The sequence below is a fragment of the Rhodococcus sp. NPDC057297 genome, from assembly GCF_042667435.1.
In the GTDB taxonomy this organism is placed as follows: Bacteria; Actinomycetota; Actinomycetes; order Mycobacteriales; family Mycobacteriaceae; genus Rhodococcoides.
Genome location: NZ_JBHUZE010000003.1, coordinates 566,046 through 586,565, shown reverse-complemented (window position 1 = coordinate 586,565; position 20,520 = coordinate 566,046). Strand labels below are relative to the sequence as shown.

Annotated in this window: 19 protein-coding genes; 5 read left to right on the top strand and 14 right to left on the bottom strand. The window is 64.5% G+C overall.

Annotated features, from left to right (window positions below):
• Positions 1–2: 2 nt before the first annotated feature.
• Complete coding sequence (locus tag ACFULT_RS12795; protein ID WP_378481628.1) at positions 3–830, top strand: MOSC domain-containing protein; 828 nt, start codon at positions 3–5, stop codon at positions 828–830.
• Between the two features lie 69 nt (positions 831–899).
• Here ACFULT_RS12795 and ACFULT_RS12790 read toward each other — a convergent pair whose 3' ends face one another.
• From ACFULT_RS12790 to aspA, 3 genes are read right to left on the bottom strand one after another with little or no spacing between them, the layout of a single operon-like run.
• Positions 900–1,751 (bottom strand): asparaginase, encoded by an 852-nt coding sequence (locus tag ACFULT_RS12790; RefSeq protein WP_037114010.1) that lies wholly within the window; start codon positions 1,749–1,751, stop codon positions 900–902.
• A 4-nt stretch (positions 1,752–1,755) separates the two neighbouring features.
• Positions 1,756–3,174 carry an amino acid permease gene (locus tag ACFULT_RS12785; protein ID WP_020112573.1) on the bottom strand — a complete coding sequence of 473 codons (1,419 nt, stop codon included), beginning with the start codon at positions 3,172–3,174 and terminating at the stop codon, positions 1,756–1,758.
• A gap of 6 nt (positions 3,175–3,180) precedes the next feature.
• On the bottom strand, positions 3,181–4,620 hold the full coding sequence (gene aspA / locus ACFULT_RS12780) for an aspartate ammonia-lyase (RefSeq protein WP_094720715.1): 1,440 nt from the start codon (positions 4,618–4,620) through the stop codon (positions 3,181–3,183).
• A 121-nt stretch (positions 4,621–4,741) separates the two neighbouring features.
• Between aspA and ACFULT_RS12775 the strand changes: the two genes are divergently transcribed.
• Positions 4,742–5,437 carry a FadR/GntR family transcriptional regulator gene (locus ACFULT_RS12775; protein WP_094720714.1) on the top strand — a complete coding sequence of 232 codons (696 nt, stop codon included), beginning with the start codon at positions 4,742–4,744 and terminating at the stop codon, positions 5,435–5,437.
• Here ACFULT_RS12775 and ACFULT_RS12770 read toward each other — a convergent pair.
• The 3 genes from ACFULT_RS12770 to groL all read right to left on the bottom strand — a co-directional run bounded on the left by ACFULT_RS12770 (position 5,434) and on the right by groL (position 8,972).
• Complete coding sequence (locus ACFULT_RS12770; protein WP_378481627.1) at positions 5,434–6,114, bottom strand: hypothetical protein; 681 nt, start codon at positions 6,112–6,114, stop codon at positions 5,434–5,436. The two genes, ACFULT_RS12775 and ACFULT_RS12770, sit on opposite strands and share 4 nt — an antisense overlap.
• A gap of 109 nt (positions 6,115–6,223) precedes the next feature.
• Positions 6,224–7,177, bottom strand: coding sequence for a non-homologous end-joining DNA ligase (gene ligD / locus ACFULT_RS12765; RefSeq protein WP_037114001.1), 954 nt, complete (start codon positions 7,175–7,177; stop codon positions 6,224–6,226).
• A 169-nt stretch (positions 7,178–7,346) separates the two neighbouring features.
• Positions 7,347–8,972, bottom strand: a complete 1,626-nt coding sequence (gene groL, locus ACFULT_RS12760; protein WP_026348058.1) for a chaperonin GroEL — start codon at positions 8,970–8,972, stop codon at positions 7,347–7,349.
• Positions 8,973–9,403: 431 nt separating this feature from the next.
• On the opposite strand from groL, the gene ACFULT_RS12755 reads away from it, so the two are divergent.
• On the top strand, positions 9,404–10,891 hold the full coding sequence (locus ACFULT_RS12755) for an amino acid permease (RefSeq protein WP_378481626.1): 1,488 nt from the start codon (positions 9,404–9,406) through the stop codon (positions 10,889–10,891).
• Positions 10,892–10,903: 12 nt separating this feature from the next.
• Here the strand turns inward: ACFULT_RS12755 and ACFULT_RS12750 are convergent, their stop codons facing one another.
• Both ACFULT_RS12750 and ACFULT_RS12745 read right to left on the bottom strand, forming a co-directional pair.
• Positions 10,904–11,800, bottom strand: a complete 897-nt coding sequence (locus tag ACFULT_RS12750; protein ID WP_037113997.1) for a serine/threonine-protein kinase — start codon at positions 11,798–11,800, stop codon at positions 10,904–10,906.
• Positions 11,797–12,672, bottom strand: coding sequence for a DMT family transporter (locus ACFULT_RS12745; RefSeq protein WP_378481625.1), 876 nt, complete (start codon positions 12,670–12,672; stop codon positions 11,797–11,799). The genes ACFULT_RS12750 and ACFULT_RS12745 overlap by 4 nt, the downstream gene beginning before the upstream one ends.
• Positions 12,673–12,882: 210 nt before the next feature.
• Between ACFULT_RS12745 and ACFULT_RS12740 the strand changes: the two genes are divergently transcribed.
• Positions 12,883–14,751 carry a BCCT family transporter gene (locus tag ACFULT_RS12740; protein WP_037113992.1) on the top strand — a complete coding sequence of 623 codons (1,869 nt, stop codon included), beginning with the start codon at positions 12,883–12,885 and terminating at the stop codon, positions 14,749–14,751.
• Between the two features lie 163 nt (positions 14,752–14,914).
• Complete coding sequence (locus ACFULT_RS12735; RefSeq protein ID WP_230595777.1) at positions 14,915–15,325, top strand: DoxX family protein; 411 nt, start codon at positions 14,915–14,917, stop codon at positions 15,323–15,325.
• Here the strand turns inward: ACFULT_RS12735 and ACFULT_RS12730 are convergent.
• Genes ACFULT_RS12730 through ACFULT_RS12705 form a run of 6 tightly spaced genes read right to left on the bottom strand, consistent with a single transcriptional unit; the run spans position 15,311 to position 20,507 of the window.
• Positions 15,311–15,904, bottom strand: a complete 594-nt coding sequence (locus ACFULT_RS12730; protein WP_019666614.1) for a DJ-1/PfpI family protein — start codon at positions 15,902–15,904, stop codon at positions 15,311–15,313. The two genes, ACFULT_RS12735 and ACFULT_RS12730, sit on opposite strands and share 15 nt — an antisense overlap.
• 33 nt (positions 15,905–15,937) lie before the next feature.
• Complete coding sequence (locus tag ACFULT_RS12725) at positions 15,938–16,612, bottom strand: GPP34 family phosphoprotein (RefSeq protein ID WP_019666615.1); 675 nt, start codon at positions 16,610–16,612, stop codon at positions 15,938–15,940.
• Positions 16,609–17,028, bottom strand: a complete 420-nt coding sequence (locus ACFULT_RS12720; protein ID WP_019666616.1) for a DUF1801 domain-containing protein — start codon at positions 17,026–17,028, stop codon at positions 16,609–16,611. The genes ACFULT_RS12725 and ACFULT_RS12720 overlap by 4 nt, the downstream gene beginning before the upstream one ends.
• 1 nt (position 17,029) lies before the next feature.
• Complete coding sequence (locus tag ACFULT_RS12715) at positions 17,030–17,380, bottom strand: UBP-type zinc finger domain-containing protein (protein WP_037113984.1); 351 nt, start codon at positions 17,378–17,380, stop codon at positions 17,030–17,032.
• A complete protein-coding gene (locus ACFULT_RS12710) occupies positions 17,377–18,855 on the bottom strand; it encodes an ATP-binding protein (protein ID WP_378481624.1) in 1,479 nt (492 codons plus the stop codon). The genes ACFULT_RS12715 and ACFULT_RS12710 overlap by 4 nt, the downstream gene beginning before the upstream one ends.
• Positions 18,852–20,507, bottom strand: a complete 1,656-nt coding sequence (locus ACFULT_RS12705; protein WP_378481623.1) for an FAD-dependent oxidoreductase — start codon at positions 20,505–20,507, stop codon at positions 18,852–18,854. The genes ACFULT_RS12710 and ACFULT_RS12705 overlap by 4 nt, the downstream gene beginning before the upstream one ends.
• Positions 20,508–20,520: the final 13 nt, after the last annotated feature.

The window sequence follows — 20,520 nt, the reverse complement described above, 5'->3', positions numbered from 1 at the left end:
GTGTGAGTGCCACAGGTCGGAGTGCCACAGTGTCCGAATTGGTCTGCTACCCGGTCAAGGGTTGCGCCGGGCAATCACTCGATACCGCACGGATGACGGTCCGCGGGATCGAACACGATCGAGAATTCATGATCGTCGACGACGACTTCGCGTTCCGCAGCCAACGCAGCGACCCCGTCCTCGCCGTGGTGACGCCGTCGATCGACGGTGACGAACTGACGCTCACGCACGAGGAATTCGGATCGGTCACCTGCACGATCGATCGACGGTCACGGCCGATCGACGTCACCATGTTCCGCGCGCCGTTCCTCGGCATCGATCAGGGCGACGACGTCGCGTCGTGGTTGAGCGAGGTCGTCGGCGAGGCGTCGCGGTTGGTTGCCGTCCCCTCCGACTTCCACCGCGTCACCGACGGAATCACCCCAGGGACAGCGGCATTCGCGGACAGCTCCGCGGTCCACATCCTCTCGGAGTCCACACTGGACGGATTGAACACCCGGATGGACGCGCCGCTTCCGATGAATCGATTCCGGCCGAACATCGTCGTCACCGGCTGGGACGACCCCCACACCGAGGACCTCGTCCGCGACATCTCGATCGGAGAGACAGAGCTCGCCTACACCAAACTCGCGATCCGCTGCCCCGTCACCACTGTCGACCAGGCGCGCGGAGTGCGGGACGGACGCGAACCACTGAAAACCCTCGGCACGTACCGAAAGGCACGGCAGAAGGGCGTTGCCTTCGGCGCGAAATTCAGCGTGGTCGACGGCGGCACACTCTCCGTCGGGGACAGCGTGAACGTCACGACCTGGGGCGAATCGGAACTGTAGGCGGGCCTGACGCTCCACTTTGGAGGCCGATACGACCGATCCTGCCCGGAATCGACCGATAATGGAGCGTCAGGCCCGGTGTGCGATCTGTACCGCGAGCACCACCCGCGCCTGTCCCGCGCGTAGCAACGGCGAGAACACGGCCCCGGCGTCCACGAGATCCGCTCCGCCGCCGCCACCGCCGTACGTGGGCTCGATGGTCCCGACGGGCACGCGAGTGGTGACGACGACCGGTACACCCGCGCTCTTCACCGCGGCCACGATGGACGGATTGGTGTTACCGGACCCGGTGGCCTCCAGGACGATGCCCTGGGCGCCTGCCGCGACGAATGCGTCGATGGCCACCGCGTCGGCGCCGGGGTACAGCGCCACGATGTCCACGCGGACACCGGAGATCGGAGTCCGAGGCACGACATCGCGCGGCTCACCGGAGCTGACGAATGCGTCGAGTTCCGTTGTGTGCCACTTGGACAGTCCCCGCGCAGGCAGCGTCCGTCCACCGAACACGACGAGTACACCGCGGCCACGGTTCGCCTCGTCGAGAACGGCGTCGACGGCCGCGGCGACGTTGCCCGGACCGTCCGCGTCCGCGTGGTCGGACGTGCGCTGTGCACCGGTGAACACCACGGGCCTCGGGTCCCCGTGGAACAGATCCACCAACAGCGAGGACTCTTCCATCGTGTCCGTGCCGTGCAGCACCACCACACCCAGGCAGGCCGGGTCGTCGAGCTCGTCGAACACGGCGTCGACGATGCGGTCCAGGTCCGCGAAGTCGAACGCCGAGCTGTCCTTGGACATCAGGGTGCGGACCCGTACTTCGCCCGGCAGGTCGAAACCCACGGAGCCGGGCCTCGAGATGCCGTCCTCGTCGCGGCTGCTCCCGATGGTTCCGCCTGTTGTCAGCAGGGCAATGTGAGACAAGCCGTCATCCCTCTCGTTCTTCGGCCACTGCGGCAATCCGATTGCGGCACAGGAACCATCCGCCGACGAGCAACGGTGCGATGATCAGGATCGACGCGATGGTCCAGGTACCGACCGGCTTGTCGAACGCCATCAGAATCAACACGGCGAGGAGGAAGACCAACGTCGCGATACCGGTGTAGGGAGCGCCGAACATCCGGAACTTCGGCCGGGCGAGGTCTCCCGAGCGAGAGCGCGACCACAGCTTCAGTTGACACAGAATGATCACCGCCCATGCGCTGATGATACCGAGGGCCGCGAAGTTCAACACGATCTCGAACGCCTGTGCCGGTACTGCAGCGTTGAGTCCGACGCCGGCGAGCGCCACCAACGCTGTCAAGGCGATTCCGCCGTAGGGAACTCCGGCCTTGTTCATCCGAGCCGCGAACTTCGGTGCGGATCCGGCGACGGCCATCGAGTGGAGGATGCGGCCCGTCGAATACAGCCCGGCGTTCAGCGAGGACAGTGCTGCGGTGAGCACCACGAGGTTCATGATGGCGTCGGCGCCCTGCACGTCGATCGCGCCGAAGAACGTGACGAACGGACTTTCCCCTGCGTGATATGCGCTGTACGGCAACAGAAGCGACAGCAGTAGCACCGAACCCACGTAGAACACCAGGATCCTGACGATCACCGTGTTGATCGCCTTGGGTATGACCTTCTCCGGGTTCGCGGTCTCTCCCGCCGCGGTGCCGACGAGCTCGATCGACGCATACGCGAACACGACGCCCTGCACCACGACGATCGCGGGCAGCAGCCCGTTGGGGATCAGTCCGCCGTTGTCGGTGATGACCGACAAGCCTGGAGCCTGACCGTCGATGGGAGTTCCGAAGATGACGTAGTACACGCCGACGACCAGGAAGGTGACCAAGGCGAGAACCTTGATGAGCGCGAACCAGAACTCGAGCTCTCCGAAGACCTTGACCGACACCAGATTCAGACCGAGTACGAGAACCAGGCCGATCAGCGCGAAGACCCACTGGTCCACATCTCCGAGTGGCGCCCAGTACTTCTTGAAGAAATTCATGTACAGCGCAACCGCTGTCACGTCGACCACGGCCGTCATGGCCCAGTTCATCCAGTACAGCCAGCCGGCCGCGAACGCCATCTTCTCCCCGAAGAATTCGCGTGCGTAGGACACGAAGCTTCCCGACGACGGTCGGTGCATCACCAGTTCGCCGAGCGCGCGGAGGATCAGGAAAGCGAAGAACCCGCAGAGAGCGTAGACGAGCACCAGGGCCGGACCGGAGTCGTGCAACCGTCCGCCTGCGCCCATGAAGAGGCCGGTTCCGATCGCACCTCCGATGGCGATCATCTGAATCTGTCTCGGTACCAGAGCTTTACGGTATCCGAGGTCTTCCGAATGTCGAGTGTCGACTGTCATGTGCGGCTACCTTGTCGAAGTTTCGGGGGCATCGGCGTGCGGTGCAGGCGCGACGCGGAGATTGGCGAGATGTTGCGGGCTGAGCAGACGATCCAGTTCTTCACGGGCCAGTAGCTTCTTCTCGAGCACGAGGTCGACGACATTGCGGCCACTGACCAACGCCTCCTGGGCGATCGTCGTGGACTCGACGTAACCGAGGTACGGGCTCAGTGCGGTGACGAGGCCGATGGAGTTCTCCACACGCTCGCGGAGCAGATCGGCGTTGGCGGTGATGCCGTCCACGCATCGCGTCGCGACGGTACGGCAGGCTGCGCCGAGATGCGCCATGCCTTCGGACAGCGACTTCACGATGATCGGCTCGAAGGCGTTGAGCTGCAGCTGCCCCGCCTCGGCGGCCATCGTGATGGTGACGTCGTGGCCGATCACCTCGTAAGCCACTTGATTGAGGACTTCCGGGATCACCGGGTTGACCTTGCCCGGCATGATCGACGAACCCGCCTGCATCGGAGGCAGATTGATCTCGTTCAGACCGGCCCGAGGACCCGAGGACAGCAGACGCAGATCGTTGCAGATCTTCGAGAGCTTCACCGCGATCCGCTTGAGCACGCCGGACAAGTGAACGAACTGCCCCACGTCCTGCGTCGCCTCGATCAGATCGGTCGCCGTGACCAGCGGAAGGCCCGTCTTGGCGCGCAGATGCTCGCATGCGGCCGCGGTGTATCCGGCGGGTGCATTGAGACCCGTACCGATGGCCGTTGCACCGAGATTGATCTCGTGCACCAGCAGCGCAGCTTCCTCCAGCCGCGAGCAATCCTCGTCGATCATGATCGCGTACGTTCCGAACTCCTGACCGAGCGTCATCGGAACCGCGTCCTGCAACTGAGTGCGTCCCATCTTCACGACGGTGGCGAACTCGGATGCCTTGCGGCGGAACGCGTCGCGCAGAAACTTCATGGACTCGATCAGCTCGTGAGCCGCATAGATCGTCGCGATGTTCACGGCCGTCGGGTACACGTCGTTGGTGGACTGACTGGCGTTGACGTGCTCGTTGGGATGCAGATGACTGTAGTCACCGTGCGCATGACCGAGAATCTCGAGCGCACGGTTGGCGATCACCTCGTTGGCGTTCATGTTGGTGGAGGTGCCCGCACCGCCCTGAACGACGTCCACGACGAACTCGTCGTGCCACTGCCCGTCCAGAATCTCGTCGCATGCCCGACGGATCGCGTCACTTCGGGTGGCGTCGAGAATCCCCAGATCCTCGTTGGCGGAGGCCGCGGCCCACTTCACGGCAGCCAGGCCGCGGATCAGGTGGGCGTTGGTACCTATCGAACGTCCCGTGATGGGGAAGTTCTCCAGAGCGCGCAGGGTGTGTATGCCCCAGTACGCCTCCGCGGGTATCTCGCGTTCACCGAGAAGGTCCTTCTCGATTCGAGTCTCCACCACGTCCTGCTCCTTCTGATGTCCGGCTGTCCGGCTGTCTGACAGGTTAGAGTGTGAACCAAGACACGTCCGTCCGTCAACCGTCACCTTGACTCCCCCGCCGCAGGAAGAGGACTATTCAGACATGAACCTGTCGGACAGCTGGGCGGTCAGTCAGCCGACCGCAACGAGACTGAGCGCAGCAGAGGCCGTGTTCGCCGACATCCGCGACGCCATCGTCGCCGGCCAGATCGCCATCGGCGAACGACTCCCCGCCGAGAGCGCACTGGCCACCAGATACGCCGTCAGCCGATCCGTGATCCGAGAGGCACTTCGATCGTGCAACGCACTCGGGCTCACCGAAACCAAAACGGGCCGCGGCACTTTCGTCACCCGAGATCGCGTCACCGGCGATCTCGACATCGGCAACTACGACGCCCGGGAACTGATGGAAGCCCGCCCCCACGTGGAAATCCCGTCGGCCGGCTGGGCAGCCGAGCGTCGCACCGACGAAGACCTGGCCGTCCTCGAAGGGCTCACCGACGAAATGCGAGGCGAGGACGACCACCAGGCCTGGGTTCTGCTCGACGGCCAATTCCACACCGCCATCGCCCGAGCCAGCAAGAACCGCGTGTTCGAAGCGATCATCGTCGACATCCGCGGCGCGCTCACCCGCCAATCGGAGACGCTCAACCTCGTCGCCCGACGCCAGCAGAAGTCCAACACCGAACACGACCTCATCGTCGAGGGCATTCGGTCCGGCAGCTACGAGAAGGCCGCCGAGGCCATGGCCGCGCACCTCGACGCCGTCCGGGGCGCCGTGGAATCGCTCCGCCGTTAGCTCCAGCTCACGTTCCAGTCACGCGCGAACATGAACGCGCCTTCGGTTCCCCAGCAGGTGACGCCGAACATCTCGTCGGATTCGCACACCACGCCGACCGCGGACAACACCTGACCGTATTCGAGCACTCGAGGTTCGTCGGCCGTGTAGATCCCTTGCGTCGTGCAGATGTGTTGCGCCCCACCGTCGTTGACCCGCACTGCGTACTTGTCGTTCTCGGCATTGGTGCATGTGCGGCCTTCGAACGGCGCGACACTCGTCTGCGCCTGACAACCCACCTGGCCTGCAGGTGATCCCCCAGCCCAGATCCCGCACTGAACATTGCCCGAGGGCGTGGTGAAGTTGTACTGGTACAGATCGGTAGCGAACAGTGCCGGGTCGACATTGCCGGAATCGAGGCTCGGCCGCGGCTGATTCCACGGGAACAGATCCGACACTTCCTCGGGTGTCCGCGTCGTCGCCGACGCCGCGGCCTGCTGCTGGGGCTCGGGTGTCGGCGCAGCTTGGACGTCGGATTGCGACGGCGGCGCGGCTGCCTCCGTCGTGGCAACGGCCGACGTGTCGGTTGTTGCAGCACCGTCCGGTGCAGCAGCGTCGGAATCCGCGCCGGAGCAGGCGCTTACAGCCAAGACAGCAGACAGTGCAGCAACAAGTGCAGTCTTTCGAGCGACGGACATCGGTTCTCCTCGTCCCGAGCCGGCCGCGCGCCCACTCGTCTACCCGTCCTATCGGTCTGTTTTACGAAGCCATTAACCGATCACGGATAACGATGGAGACTCGAATCGGTTACTCCGACGGTTCCGTCAGCCCTTCTCGCTCGTCGCGCTCTGCCCACTCCAGCAAGGGGTCGAGCGAGAACACCGCCTCGTCGATGCCGTCGTGCAGGTCGCCGAGTGTCGCGAACCGCTCCGGCACCGTGAAGATCGTGAAGTCACGCGGATCGACGTCCGGCACCTCGTTCCAGGAAATCGGCGTCGACACCGTCGCTTGCTGATTGCCTCGCACCGAGTAAGCGCTGGCAATGGTGTGGTCCCGCGCGTTCTGGTTGTAATCGACGAACAGCTTCGTCGGATCGCGGTCCTTGCGCCACCACACCGTCGTCACGTCGTCGGGGGCGCGGCGCTCCACCTCACGGGCGAACGCGAGCGCAGCGCGTCGAACATCCTTGAATCCGTACTCCGGCGCAATCCGCACGTAGATGTGCAGCCCATGTCCACCAGATGTCTTCGGCCAGCCCGTCGCACCCAGATCTTCGAGGACCTCGGCGGCGACGCCGGCGACTCGGCGAACCCGATCGAACGGGCAGTCCGGCATGGGATCGAGATCGATGCGCCACTCGTCGGGCATCTCCACGTCCGCGCGTCGGGAGTTCCAGGGGTGGAACTCCACCGTCGACATCTGTACCGCCCATACGACGTGCGCCAACTCGGTGACGCACAGTTCGTCGGCGGTTCGGTTGTAGCGCGGGAACGTCACCCGCACGGTCTCGAGCCAGTCCGGGGCGCCGTTCGGCACACGCTTCTGGTGAACCTTGTCTCCCGCCAAGCCTTTCGGGAACCGGTGCATCATGCACGGCCGCTCCCGTAGAGCACGGACGATGCCGTCGCCGACGCCGAGGTAGTAGTTCACCAGATCGAGCTTGGTGGCCCCGCTCTCGGGGAAGTACACCCGGTCGGGGTTGGAGACACGCACGATGCGCTCCCCCACCTCGAGTTCGATCGCCTCCGACGCTGCTGCCATCCCTCGAGCCTAGACATCCAGCGCCTAGCTGCACACAGATCGAGCTCCGGAGTCACATCCGGCCTTGCGAACCCGATTTGTGTGCATCCAGGGCACACGTACACCCAGGCCACGAGCACGAAAAAGCCCGACCCCACCGAAGTGGAGTCGGGCCGATTCGAGAGACGGACTAGAAGTCCATGCCGCCCATGCCACCGGTCGGGTCGCCTGCGGGCGCTCCGGCCTTCTCGGGCTTGTCGGCGACGACGGCCTCGGTCGTCAGGAACAGAGCCGCGATGGACGCTGCGTTCTGCAGTGCCGAGCGGGTGACCTTGACCGGGTCGTTGATGCCTGCAGCGAGCAGGTCCTCGTACTCGTTGGTCGAGGCGTTGAGGCCGTGACCGGACGGGAGGTTGCGGACCTTCTCTGCGACGACGCCGGGCTCGAGGCCTGCGTTGAACGCGATCTGCTTGAGCGGTGCTTCGAGGGCGACGCGGACGATGTTCACGCCGGTTGCCTCGTCGCCGTCGAGCTTCAGGTTGTCGAGTGCGGGCGAAGCCTGCAGCAGCGCGACGCCACCACCTGCGACGATGCCCTCTTCGACGGCAGCCTTGGCGTTACGCACTGCGTCTTCGATGCGGTGCTTGCGCTCCTTGAGCTCGACCTCGGTCGCTGCTCCGGCCTTGATGACTGCAACGCCACCGGCCAGCTTGGCCAGGCGCTCCTGCAGCTTCTCGCGGTCGTAGTCGGAGTCGGAGTTCTCGATCTCGGCGCGGATCTGGCTGACGCGTCCGGCGATGGCGTCGGAGTCGCCCGAGCCCTCGACGATGGTGGTCTCGTCCTTGGTGATGACGACCTTGCGTGCCTGACCGAGGAGCTCGAGGCCTGCGGTCTCCAGCGAGAGGCCGACCTCTTCGCTGATGACCTCGCCACCCGTGAGGATGGCGATGTCGGCGAGCTGAGCCTTGCGGCGGTCACCGAAGCCGGGAGCCTTGACGGCAACGGACTTGAAGGTGCCACGGATCTTGTTCACGACGAGGGTGGAGAGAGCTTCGCCCTCGACGTCCTCGGCGATGATGACGAGCGGCTTGCCCGACTGGATGACCTTCTCGAGCAGCGGCAGCAGGTCCTTGACCGTGGAGATCTTGGAGCTGACGAGCAGGATGTACGCGTCTTCGAGGACGGCTTCCTGGCGCTCTGCATCGGTGGCGAAGTACGCCGAGATGTAGCCCTTGTCGAAGCGCATGCCCTCGGTGAGCTCGAGCTGCAGGCCGAAGGTGTTGGACTCCTCGACCGTGATGACGCCTTCCTTGCCGACCTTGTCCATGGCCTCGGCGATGAGCTCGCCGATGGACGGGTCGCCTGCGGAGATGCCGGCGGTAGCAGCGATCTGCTCCTTGGTGTCGATCTCCTTGGCGGAAGCGAGCAGCGACTCGGTGACGGCTGCGACAGCCTTCTCGATGCCGCGCTTCAGGCCGAGCGGGTTCGCGCCGGCTGCGACGTTGCGCAGGCCTTCACGAACGAGTGCCTGGGCGAGAACGGTAGCGGTGGTGGTGCCGTCGCCTGCGACGTCGTCGGTCTTCTTGGCGACCTCTTTGACGAGCTCGGCGCCGATCTTCTCGTAGGGATCCTCGAGCTCGATCTCCTTGGCGATGGAGACGCCGTCGTTGGTGATCGTGGGGGCGCCCCACTTCTTCTCGAGCACGACGTTGCGACCCTTGGGGCCCAACGTCACCTTTACTGCGTCGGCGAGGGCGTTGAGGCCTCGCTCGAGGCCACGGCGTGCCTCTTCGTCGAACGCGATGATCTTGGCCATTGCGAAGTGATCCTCCGGATTGGGGGTGACACGCAGAGCGACCGTGTTCAGTCGCTCTTCTGCACTTGCTCGGCCGAGTTCGGTGCCCGCGACGGACGACCAGGGGTGTCGATGATTCCCAGCCTCACCGTCCCGACCTGGCACTCACAAGGCGCGAGTGCCAACTGCATTTCTAGCACTCGACCATGGCGAGTGCAAGGTCGTCGCCGAACTGTTCGCCTACGGCGCAGAAGCGCGGCCGAGTCCGACGCCACGGCTGGGCTCGAGCAGATGCTCACGCTTTCACGCACTGTTTACATGCAGGCGCGTTGTTTACATTCCACGCCTTTCGGCTCGATGCAATACGGAAATAACGTTCGGGGACAGCAACATTCACCACTAGTCATTTCGGACAAAACACCCATACACGCATCGACAGCAAGGATCGTCACATGTCCGATTCGGTCGACACGAAGTACGACAACTCCGCCATGGACCACGAGGAAGAGGGCTACCACAAGGGCCTCAAACCTCGTCAGCTCCAGATGATCGCCATCGGTGGCGCCATCGGCACCGGCCTGTTCCTCGGCGCAGGTGGGCGACTCGCCAGCGCAGGCCCCGGCCTGTTCCTCGCCTACGCCCTGTGCGGCATCTTCGTCTTCTTCATTCTCCGCGCCCTCGGCGAACTGGTCCTGCACCGCCCGTCGTCGGGATCGTTCGTCTCGTACGCCCGTGAATTCTTCGGCGAGAAAGCCGCATTCGTCGCAGGCTGGATGTACTTCCTCAACTGGGCGATGACGGCCATCGTCGACGTGACGGCCATCGCCACCTACATGCACTATTGGGGATCGTTCGAGGTGATCCCGCAGTGGGTCATTGCACTGATCGCGCTCGTGCTGGTCATGAGCCTCAACCTGGTCTCGGTCAAGTGGTTCGGCGAGATGGAGTTCTGGGCGGCGATGATCAAGGTCGTCGCGCTCGTGACGTTCCTGATCGTCGGCATCGTCTTCCTCGCCGGACGCATCCCCGTCGGCAGTGAGATGCCCGGCATCAGCCTCATCACCGACAACGGCGGGCTGTTCCCGTCGGGTGCGTGGCCGCTGGTCATCGTCATCTCCGGCGTCGTGTTCGCGTACGCCGCCGTCGAACTGGTCGGCACCGCCGCCGGTGAGACCGAGAACCCGGCGAAGATCATGCCGCGCGCGATCAACTCGGTGATCGCGCGTATCGCGCTGTTCTACGTCGGCTCACTCGTCCTGCTGGCGCTGCTGCTCCCGTACACGGCGTACACAGCAGGAACATCACCTTTCGTGACGTTCTTCTCGAGCATCGGCCTCGGCGGCGCAGGCACCATCATGAACATCGTCGTGCTCACCGCTGCTCTGTCCTCGTTGAACGCCGGCCTCTACTCGACGGGTCGCATCCTTCGTTCGATGGCCATGAACGGCAGCGCCCCGGAGTTCACCAAGAAGATGAGCAAGGGCGGCGTTCCGTTCGGCGGCATTTTGCTGACGTGCTTCATCACGCTGTTCGGCGTCGCGCTCAACGCCATCGCACCGGGTGAGGCGTTCGAGATCGTGCTCAACATGTCCGCCCTCGGCATCATCGCGAGTTGGGCGACGATCGTGCTGTGCCAGATCCAGCTCTACCGCTGGTCCAAGAAGGGCATCCTCGAGCGTCCGAAGTTCCGTCTCTTCGGCGCTCCGTACACCAGTTACGCGACGCTGGTGTTCCTGTTCGGCGTGCTGGTTCTGATGGCCTTCGACGCGCCGATCGGGTCGTGGACGATCGCCACCCTCGTCGTCATCATCCCGGCACTGATCGGCGGTTGGTTCCTGGTGAGGACGAAGGTCCTCGCCGTCGCCGAGGAGCGTCTCGGCTACACCGGGCAGTACCCCGTCGTCGCCAACCGACCACTCGACGACGACCCAGATAACTGACGGGCCAGACAACTAGAACCTCCGACGCCACCCCGCCCCGAAGGGCGACTTTCGGGGCGGGGGCTCCGGAGCGGGGGCAGCAAGGGCGGCGGCGACGGCATCGCTGAGCTCCTTGCACGTCGCGAAACGATCTTCCGGCTTCTTGGCCAACGCGGTTGCGACGACGCCGTCGAGCCCCTTCCGCAGGTCTCGTCGGCGCGCGGTCACCGACGGAGGCGACGCGTTCAGCTGGGCGTCCGTGATCGCGAGCGGCGTCGCGAGAGGATACGGGGGCTTGCCGGTGAGCAATTCCACGAGCGTTGCACCCAACGCGTAGATGTCGGTGCGGGCGGACAGACGCTCACCGCGCAGCAGTTCCGGCGCGGCGTACTGGATGGACGCGAAGACCGATCCGCCTCGCGCAACCGGCCCGGCGTCGAGGAACCGCGCGATCCCCCAGTCCGACACCATCACCTGCTCGAAACCGCCGCTGGGTTCGGTACTGATCAGGATGTTCGACGGTTTCACGTCGCGGTGCAGTACGCCCTGACCGTGGGCGTAGTCCAGGCCCTTCGCCACTTCGCTGACGATGCGGGCAGCACGGTCGACGTCCAGGGCGATCTGGCCGCGTGCGACGAGCCTCGCCGCGCTGTATCCCTCGACGTAGTGCATCGTCATCCAGAGCCGGCCGCCGAACTCGCCGTGAGCGTGCACGGACACGATGTTCGGGTGATGGAGCCGCGCCGCGATCTCCGCTTCCATGACGAACTTCGCCCGGAGCTGCTCGTCACCCGACGCGTCGGCGTCGAGAATCTTGAGCGTCTCACGGCCGTCGACGAGGTACACCTCGCTCATCCCACCCACCCCGAGCAGCCGTTCGACCGTGTATCCGGCGAACGTCTGTCCCGGCGACAAGCGGCCGCGGGTCACGGCGAGTTCACTGCGGGCGCTTCGTCGCGTGCCGACGATCGGGCGAGTGCAACCGTGGCGGCGACCATCGCGACGAGAGCGACCACGAGGACCGCACCGCCTCCTCTGCCCGTGGCGAGGTACTCCCCGAGGACCACGAACCCGAGCGCGGACGCCACCACCGGTTCCATCACTGTGGTGGCGGGAAGCGAGGCCTGCAGAGCGCCGGCTTGAAAAGCGGACTGCTGCAGGGTGATCGCCGCGACCGCCACGGCTATCAGCGCGTACAACTCGACGGAGGTCAACAGAGGAACGACTCCGCGGCTCACGAGGTGGACCACGCCTTTGGTCAGCACGGCGGCGACGCCGAACAGTGCACCCCCGGAGATGCCGAGCAGCAACGCTTTTCGAGGACCGCTCGCCTTACGCGACGCAAGGACGCACAGTGCGACGAACGGTAGTCCGATCAGGCAGACGACGATCCAGTGCCGAGTCTCGGCCCTCTCCACTCCGGGCTTCGGGTCCCCGACCACGACGAGGATCGCAACCGAGGCGGTCAGTGCTGCGGCCCACATCCACTCTGCCGCGGAGATCGTTCGGTGGGCGAAACGTGCGCCGAGCGGAAGCGCGAACAGCAACGACAACACCAGCAGAGGCTGGACCAACAACAACGATCCCATTCCGAGCGCGGCCGCCTGCAACGCGTAACCGCCGATCCCGACGACGGTGCCTACCCACCAGATCGGCTGCTTGACCAGCGACCCGATAGGTCCCAGTGCGCCGTTGGACTCCATCGGGATCTGCGCGGCCGTGCGCTGGCGAACCACTGTCCCGACTGCGATGCACAGCGCTGCACCCAGTGCGAGGACCACCACCGTCAATGTTTGCGGCACGACGAAACATTAACGGCAGATGGCCACGTCAGCGAGTTCTCGGTCGAATGCCGAATTCGCTCGAGCCGAACAGGTCGGTTATCGTGTTTACCGGCACTTGACCAATAGAACGCATAAGTAAGAGAAACGACATGTGGTCGGCCCGGTCTCGACTGCATCGGAAGCCGCCCATGATTCGGATACGAAAATCGTGAGGACGGAAGACTCGACGTGAATCTGGACAAGAAGCCCAACGCGGTGAAAGAAGCGTGGGACGGGCTTCGAAAGCCCGTCTTCATCCCCGCCTCCATCGTCATCTTCGTGATGATCGCCTTCGCCGTGATCTACTCCAGCACCGCTGCCGACGCGTTCTCGACCCTGAATTCGGCGATCACCGACGGCGTCGGCTGGTGGTACATACTCGCGACGACGGGATTCGTCGTCTTCGCCGTGTACTGCGGTGTCAGCCGCGTCGGAAACATCCGACTCGGACGCGACGACGAGAAGCCCGAATTCGGGGTGTTGTCCTGGTTCGCGATGCTGTTCAGCGCGGGCATGGGCATCGGCCTCGTCTTCTACGGTGTCGCAGAGCCCCTCTCGCACTACGTCGTTCCGCCGGAGGCCGGTGGAGTCGCCGGGTCGACGGACGCCGCGGCGAACCAGGCCATGGAACTGACACTGTTCCACTGGGGCCTGCACGCGTGGGCGATCTACGTGGTCGTCGGGCTCGGCCTGGCGTACATGACGTACCGCAAGGGCCGGCCGTTGTCGGTGCGTTGGCTGCTCGAGCCATTGCTCGGGCGCAAGCGGATCGAAGGCGGAATCGGGCACGCCATCGACGCGGTCGCCATCATCGGAACGCTGTTCGGCGTCGCGACGTCGCTCGGTTTCGGTGTGCAGCAGATCGCAGCCGGCCTCGAATACCTGGGCTGGGTCGACACCAACAATTGGGTCACGGTCCTGCTCATCGCCGGCATCACCGGCATCGCCACGTACTCGGTGGTCTCCGGCGTCAAGCGCGGCCTGAAGTGGCTGTCCAACATCAACATGGCACTCGCAGCCGGACTTGCCGTCTTCGTGCTCATCGCGGGCCCGACGCTGTTTCTCATGCAGTCCTGGGTTCAGAACCTCGGCGGGTACATCCAGGCGATGCCGGAGTTGATGCTGCGCACCTCCCCCTTCTCCGACGACGGCTGGGCAGGCGCGTGGACCATCTTCTACTGGGGTTGGTGGATGAGCTGGGCGCCCTTCGTCGGCATGTTCATCGCGCGCATCTCGCGTGGACGCACCATCCGTGAGTTCGTCTTCGGCGTTCTGCTGGCCCCGACGATCATCGGTTCGCTGTGGTTCACCATCTTCGGCGACGCAGGCATTCTTCGTCAGCGTGAGCAGGGCGATCTCCTCGTCGACGGCGCGGTGAACACCAACACCTCGCTCTTCCAGCTGCTCGACGGCTTGCCTCTGGCCACGATCAGCAGCTTGCTCGCGATCTTCGTCATCGTGTTCTTCTTCGTCACGTCCTCGGACTCGGGATCGCTCGTCATCGACATTCTGTCCACCGGAGGCGATCTGGAACCGCCGAAGATCACGCGTGTCTACTGGTCGATCCTCGAGGGCACCGCGGCGACGATTCTGCTTCTCGTCGGCGGCGCCGGGTCACTGACCGCACTACAGACGATGTCCATCGCGACGGCTGTTCCGTTCTCGATAATCCTCGTGCTGGCGTGCGTGTCCATGTTGAAGGCGTTCCGATACGACGTCGCGACGACGCCGCGGTACGTCCGGGTCACCGCGACACCGACCGCAGACGTCGACAGTTCCGGTACCAGCGCGGAAACACAGAAACGTCGCCGGGGAGGCGGTATCTCGTCGACGTTCTCGGGACTCGGACCGTCGCAGATCGGCCTGGCTACGCCGACCGACGGCGCAGTCGTCCTCGCCGTGCACGAAGTGTCGACGGAATCGCTCGAGGTCGATCCCGACACCGGCGCAGTCGAGTACTCGGCGGACAGCGGTCCCGTCGATCCGCTCGGAGGCGAAGTATTCGACACTCCCGAATTCGCCGATTCCCACGAGGGACAGACGCAGTCGAATTCCTGAGCGAGAAGTAGAAAAAGGGGCCCGGTTCGACCGGGCCCCTTTTTCGTGTCTTCCGGCGGCGACAGGTTGTCGTGGACCCGGACAGTGAGCGCGCCGACTATTTCCCAGACGGCGGGTGGAAGGCCATACTGGTCGTCGACATCGGACACCCCGGTGAAAACCCATGGTTCGATCGCCTGTCGCGATCGGATCCCGCCGACACACTCGATTGGGCCTGACCACCATGTTCGCTGCAACCGTTGTCGTTTCGATCTTTCTTGCCGTGTCACTGACCTTCTCCGCAGTCGGCAAGTTGACCAAGAATCCGTCCGTCATCCCCATCATGGAGAAGGTCGGCGTTCCGGCGGACAAGATTCCTGTCCTCGCTTACCTCGAAATCGCCGGCGGCGTCGGCCTGATCGTCGGACTCTTCTGGTGGCCCATCGGAGCGGCCGCAGCCGTCGGCGTCATCCTGTACTTCGTCGGGGCCGTGATCTCGCACCTTCGGGTCAAGGACACCGCAGGCATCGGACCGTCGGCCTTCCTGACGGTCGTCGCTGTCGCAGCACTGGTCCTGCGTTTACTGACCGTCTGACCATTCGTACTGCATCTGCCGAGCGGTGCTCGTTGCGACGTCCGGACTCACCAGTCGCGAGACCAGGTGCAGCGCCAGGTCCAGTCCTGCACTGATGCCCGCGGACGTCGCGATGTCGCCGTGATCGAGATACCGGACACCCTCGCGGACATCGAGACTCGGCCACCGCCGCCGGAGGTCGTCGACGTCTTCCCAGTGCGTCGTCACCGGACGTGCATCCAGCACCCCGGCGTCGGCCAGCAGAAACGCACCGGTGCACACCGACGCGGTCACTTCCGTTGTGCCGAACTGCGTGTGGATCCACGCCGCAGCGGCCGCAGGTACCTCGTCGACGACACCACCGGGCACGAGCACCACGTCGTAACGCCTGGTGTCGTCGATCGTGGTGTCCACCGCGATGCGCATGCCACCGCGGGCATGCACCGGACCGTCGTCGACTCCGACGAGCACCACGTCGAACGCGCGCACTCCCCCGTCGCGCGTGGTGATTCGGTTCGCCACCGAGAAGACTTCGAACGGCCCGCATGCGTCGAGCACCTCGACGTCGTCGAACATCAGAATGGCGAGAGATCGCGTCATCGCACGATCATCGCAGGACCTGCTGCCCAGTGCTCAGCTACCGGACGCAGCGATGGCGGGGACGACGATCGCCACCGCCAGCGCGGCGTTCACATCCTGCACTGCCTTCCGGACGGCCTCGCCCGCCCAGTCGCCCTCGGCGATGTCCTTCGCTCGACGTTTCGCCGCTCGCTTGTCGGCGGCAGGCAACACCTTGTGGACCGCGTCGATCGCGGACAACATCGACACGACAGCCGATATCTCCGGCAACGGCGTCGTACCGTCGACGATCGCGCTGTGAATCCACTGGATCAGCCATGCTGTGCGTGTGGTGTCACGGGCAGGCCAGGACGTCGTCGGGAACAGGCCGAGGATTCTGTCCTCGTGCTGTGTGACCGCACCTCGATGCGCCAGGCGGAGACCGATCTCCTGTTTCAGGTTCTTGTGGAGCTTCTCGATGACTTTCTGCGGTTTCGGCGGGTTGTTCTCGGTTCCGATGAACGCGTGGACCCGCGCGAGAAGCGGATCCTGCGGGGGCGGCCCCGACACCACGAGCCTGCCGTCCTTGACCGCTTCACCCTTCGCGGTGATGCGTACGGCGCCGTTCATGGCCAGCTCGAGCACCAACGCACCCGCCAGCACACGCGGGAATTTCGTACTGTCGACGATCGGCTTACCCGTCACGTCGTCGACCAGAACCAGAAACAGATCCTCCGCGATCAGAGTCATGTGCCGAGCGTACCCACCACGTACGGATACGACAGCTCGATCATCTTCTCCAACACCGCCGAGTCGACGTCGGCGAGCTTGTTGACGTACAGACATCCGGCCCCGGGCTTGTGTTTGCCCAGTTCGTTCAGCAGTGCCTGGGATTCGGGAGCGTACGTCAACCCGTACAGCACGAGAGAGGTCCTACGGGGCGAGAACCCGACCGCGAGTGCGTCGCCTTCCCGGCCACTGTCGTATCGGTAGTGGTACCGGCCGTAACCCACCATCGACGGACCCCACATGACGGCAGGTTCCCCGGTGACACGTGTGAACAGCCGGTGCAACGCCAACCCGTCGGCGCGGCGCACCGGATGCTCGACGCTCTCGAGCCACGCGACCACGTCCGTCGCCGTCGGCCCGGTCTTGCTCTCGCTCATGTCAGTTGAGGTAGTTCTGCCACCCCGACGGCACGCGGTCCGCGGGCCCCGGCGTCGACTGGTCGAGCGGATGATGCTGCGGCGGAGCAAGTTCCGGCCCGTCGTACATCTGCTCGTCGGCGTAGCTGTAGTACCAGGTCTCACCCGGCTCGAAGCTCCTGATGAACTGATGGCCGGTGCTTTCGGCGTGCTTGCTCGCGTGCTGCGACGGTGACGAATCGCAGCATCCGATGTGCCCACACTGCGCACACCGGCGAAGGTGGAACCACCATCCTTCGGTGGCCGAACACTCGAGACACCCCGGTCCCGACGGCTCGGCGGTGACATCGATTCCAGGAATCGGCTCGGTCATGACTCCCCTTCTGTCGTTTCTGTTGTGGGCTCTGCTTCCGTTGCGGGCTCGACAGGAAGCCTGACGACGAAACGTGTGTTGCCCGGCTCGGACTCGACGCGCAGATCACCGTGATGTTTCTTGACGACGATGCGCCACGAGATGTCGAGTCCGAGGCCGGTTCCCTCACCGACGGGTTTGGTGGTGAAGAAAGGCTCGAAGATTCGAGAGCGGATGTCCTCCGGCACTCCAGGCCCGGTGTCGCCGATTTCGACCAACACGTGATCGTGATCGAGTCTCGTTGCCACGGTCAGTGTTCCGACTCCGTTCATCGCCTGCACGGCGTTGTCGACGAGGTTGGTCCACACCTGATTCAGTTCCGCCGCGTAGGCGGGGATCGGAGGCACTGCCGGGTCGTATTCCTTGACCACGGAAATATCGTCGCCGATCTTCCGTGCGAGCATCACCAGAGTGCTGTCGAGCAGTTCGCGTAAGTCGATCGTCTGGTACGGCGCTCGGTCCATCTGCGAATACTGTTTGGCCGCACCGACGAGCGTCGACACGCGGGTCGTCGAATCGGCGATCTCGTTCATCAGCAATTCGGTCTCGACGGTGTAGTTGAGCCAGCGGATGGCACCTTCGAGCGTCTTGGACTCGTCGACGGTGGCCGCGACCTTGTCCAACCACGCGATGTCGAGTCCGGCTTGTACGAACGTCGGAGCCAGGTCCCACCCGCCCGCGATGCCGTGATCGTCCAACCAGTCCCCCAGTTCGTCCTCCGCATCCGACGCCTCCAGCGGCGACAGCTTGGGAGCCTTCGCGACCAGTTCGACGGCTTCCTCCTGCAACCCGACCAGCGACGTCAGCGACGCCGGGTCGAGCGAACCGTTTGCCATCATCTTCAGCTTCTGACGCATGTGGGCAACACGATCCCGCAGCGCATCCGTCGCCCGAACCGCTGCCGCGGCCGGGTTGTTCAGCTCGTGCGTCAAGCCGGCGGACAACGACCCGAGGGCCAAGAGACGCTCACGCTGGTCGACGATCTGCTTGGTGTTGAGGGCACCGACGAACAAGCCCTCGAGCAGATGCAACGCCATCGGGAACCACTCCTCGACGATCTCCGCGAAGCACTCCGCGTCGAGCACGAAGAACCGTGACGTCTCGGTCGTACGCATCGAACTCGGATAGGTCTGCGGCACCCGATCACGTAGATACGCCTGCCACGCTCCCGCGTACACACCTCGTTGAGACGTCCGGCTGATCACCATCTCCTCGCCACCGGAGTTCTTCGTCAGTACCAACGAACCGTCCATCAGCACGTAGAAACACGTCGCCGGCTCACCTTCGCTGAACACCGGACCCGGCTCGATGATCTCGATGTGCCCCTCGCGGCACAGCTTCTCCACCTGCTCGTCCGACAACTTCTCGAACAGGAACAGCGTCTTCAGCTCTTCCGGGCTACAGCGCAGCGACCCGAGACCGCTCTGCAGGCTCATGGGTTCGCCAGGTATCTGTGCACCAGCATCACGGCCATCGCTCCCTCTCCCACAGCCGACGCGACGCGTTTCGCCGAGTCGGATCGCACGTCACCGGCCGCGAACACGCCGGGAACACTGGTCTCGAGATGGTGCGGCAGCCTGTCGCGATCCCATCCCGTCGGTCCCTTGCCGTCGACCACCAGATCGGGCCCCGTGACGACGAAGCCGTGCTCGTCGCGCACCACGACACCGTCGAGCCACTCCGTCCGAGGAGCCGCACCGATGAACAAGAACAGGTACTGCCCGGGAACCGTCTCGTCGGTGCCGGTCGCACGGTTGTGCAGGGTGATGGACTCCAGGTGATCGTCGCCGCCGACGCCCACGACCTCGGTGCACGTCCGCACCGTGATCCGCGGATGATCCTCGATCTGCTTGATCAGGTAGTACGACATCGATGCTTCGAGCGACTGTGCACGGATCAGAATCGTCACCGACTTCGCTCCGCGGGCCAGGTACACCGCTGCCTGACCGGCCGAGTTGGCGCCGCCGACGATGTAGACGTCCTGCTCCGCGCAGCGCGCGGCCTCCGTCATCGCCGATCCGTAGAACACTCCGCGGCCGGTGAACTTCTCGATGCCCGGCGTCGCCAACTGCCGGTACGCCACCCCCGTCGACAGAATCACGGTCTGAGCGTCGATGCTCCGACCGTCCGCGAACCGGATCGTCCTGGCCGAACCGTTGGCCTCGAGACCGACGACGTCCTGCGTCGTCACCACCTCAGCGCCGAACTTCAACGCTTGCCGACGCGCACGCTCGGCCAACTGAGCGCCGGACACACCGTCGGGGAATCCCAGGTAGTTCTCGATGCGGGAACTCTGGCCTGCCTGCCCACCCGTCGCGGTGCGCTCGATGAGTGTCGTGCGCAGTCCTTCCGACGCGCCGTACAACGCCGCACCGAGACCCGCCGGGCCACCACCGATGACAACCAGATCGTAGAACTCACCGGACGGTGTCGTCGTCAGACCGAGATGGCTGCCGAGTTCCGAATCGGACGGCGCACACAATGCTGTGCCATCCGCGGTCACGATCACCGGGCACACCGTGTCGTCGACACCCGCCGACGTCAGTAGCCGCACTCCCTCGGGATCGTCGGCCATGTACCAGCGATACGGCAGCTGATTGCGGGCCAGGAATTCGCGGACCTCCGACGACCGCGCGGACCAACGGTGACCGATGACCCGGGTTTCCTCCACCGGCCGATGATCACTCGACACCCACGCCTCCAGCTGCGCGTCGAGCACCGGGTAGAGCTTCTCCTCCGGCGGATCCCACGGCTTGAGGAGGTAGTAGTCGAGGTCGATGACGTTGATGGCGTCGATGGCCGCGTCGGTGTCGGCGTACGCGGTCAGCAGGACTCGACGAGCCGACGGATACAGGTCCATCGCCTGCTCGAGAAATTCCATGCCGTTCATCTGCGGCATCCGATAGTCGGCCAGCAGGATCGCGACAGGCCGGCCGCGCAGTTTCAGTTCCTTCAGCGCATCGAGAGCCTGAGCACCGGACTCGGCGCGGATGATGCGGTAGTTCTCGCCGTAGTGGCGACGAAGATCGCGTGCGACGGATCGGGATACACCCGGATCGTCGTCGACGCTGAGAATTGCAGGCTTCATGACCCTCCCGGTC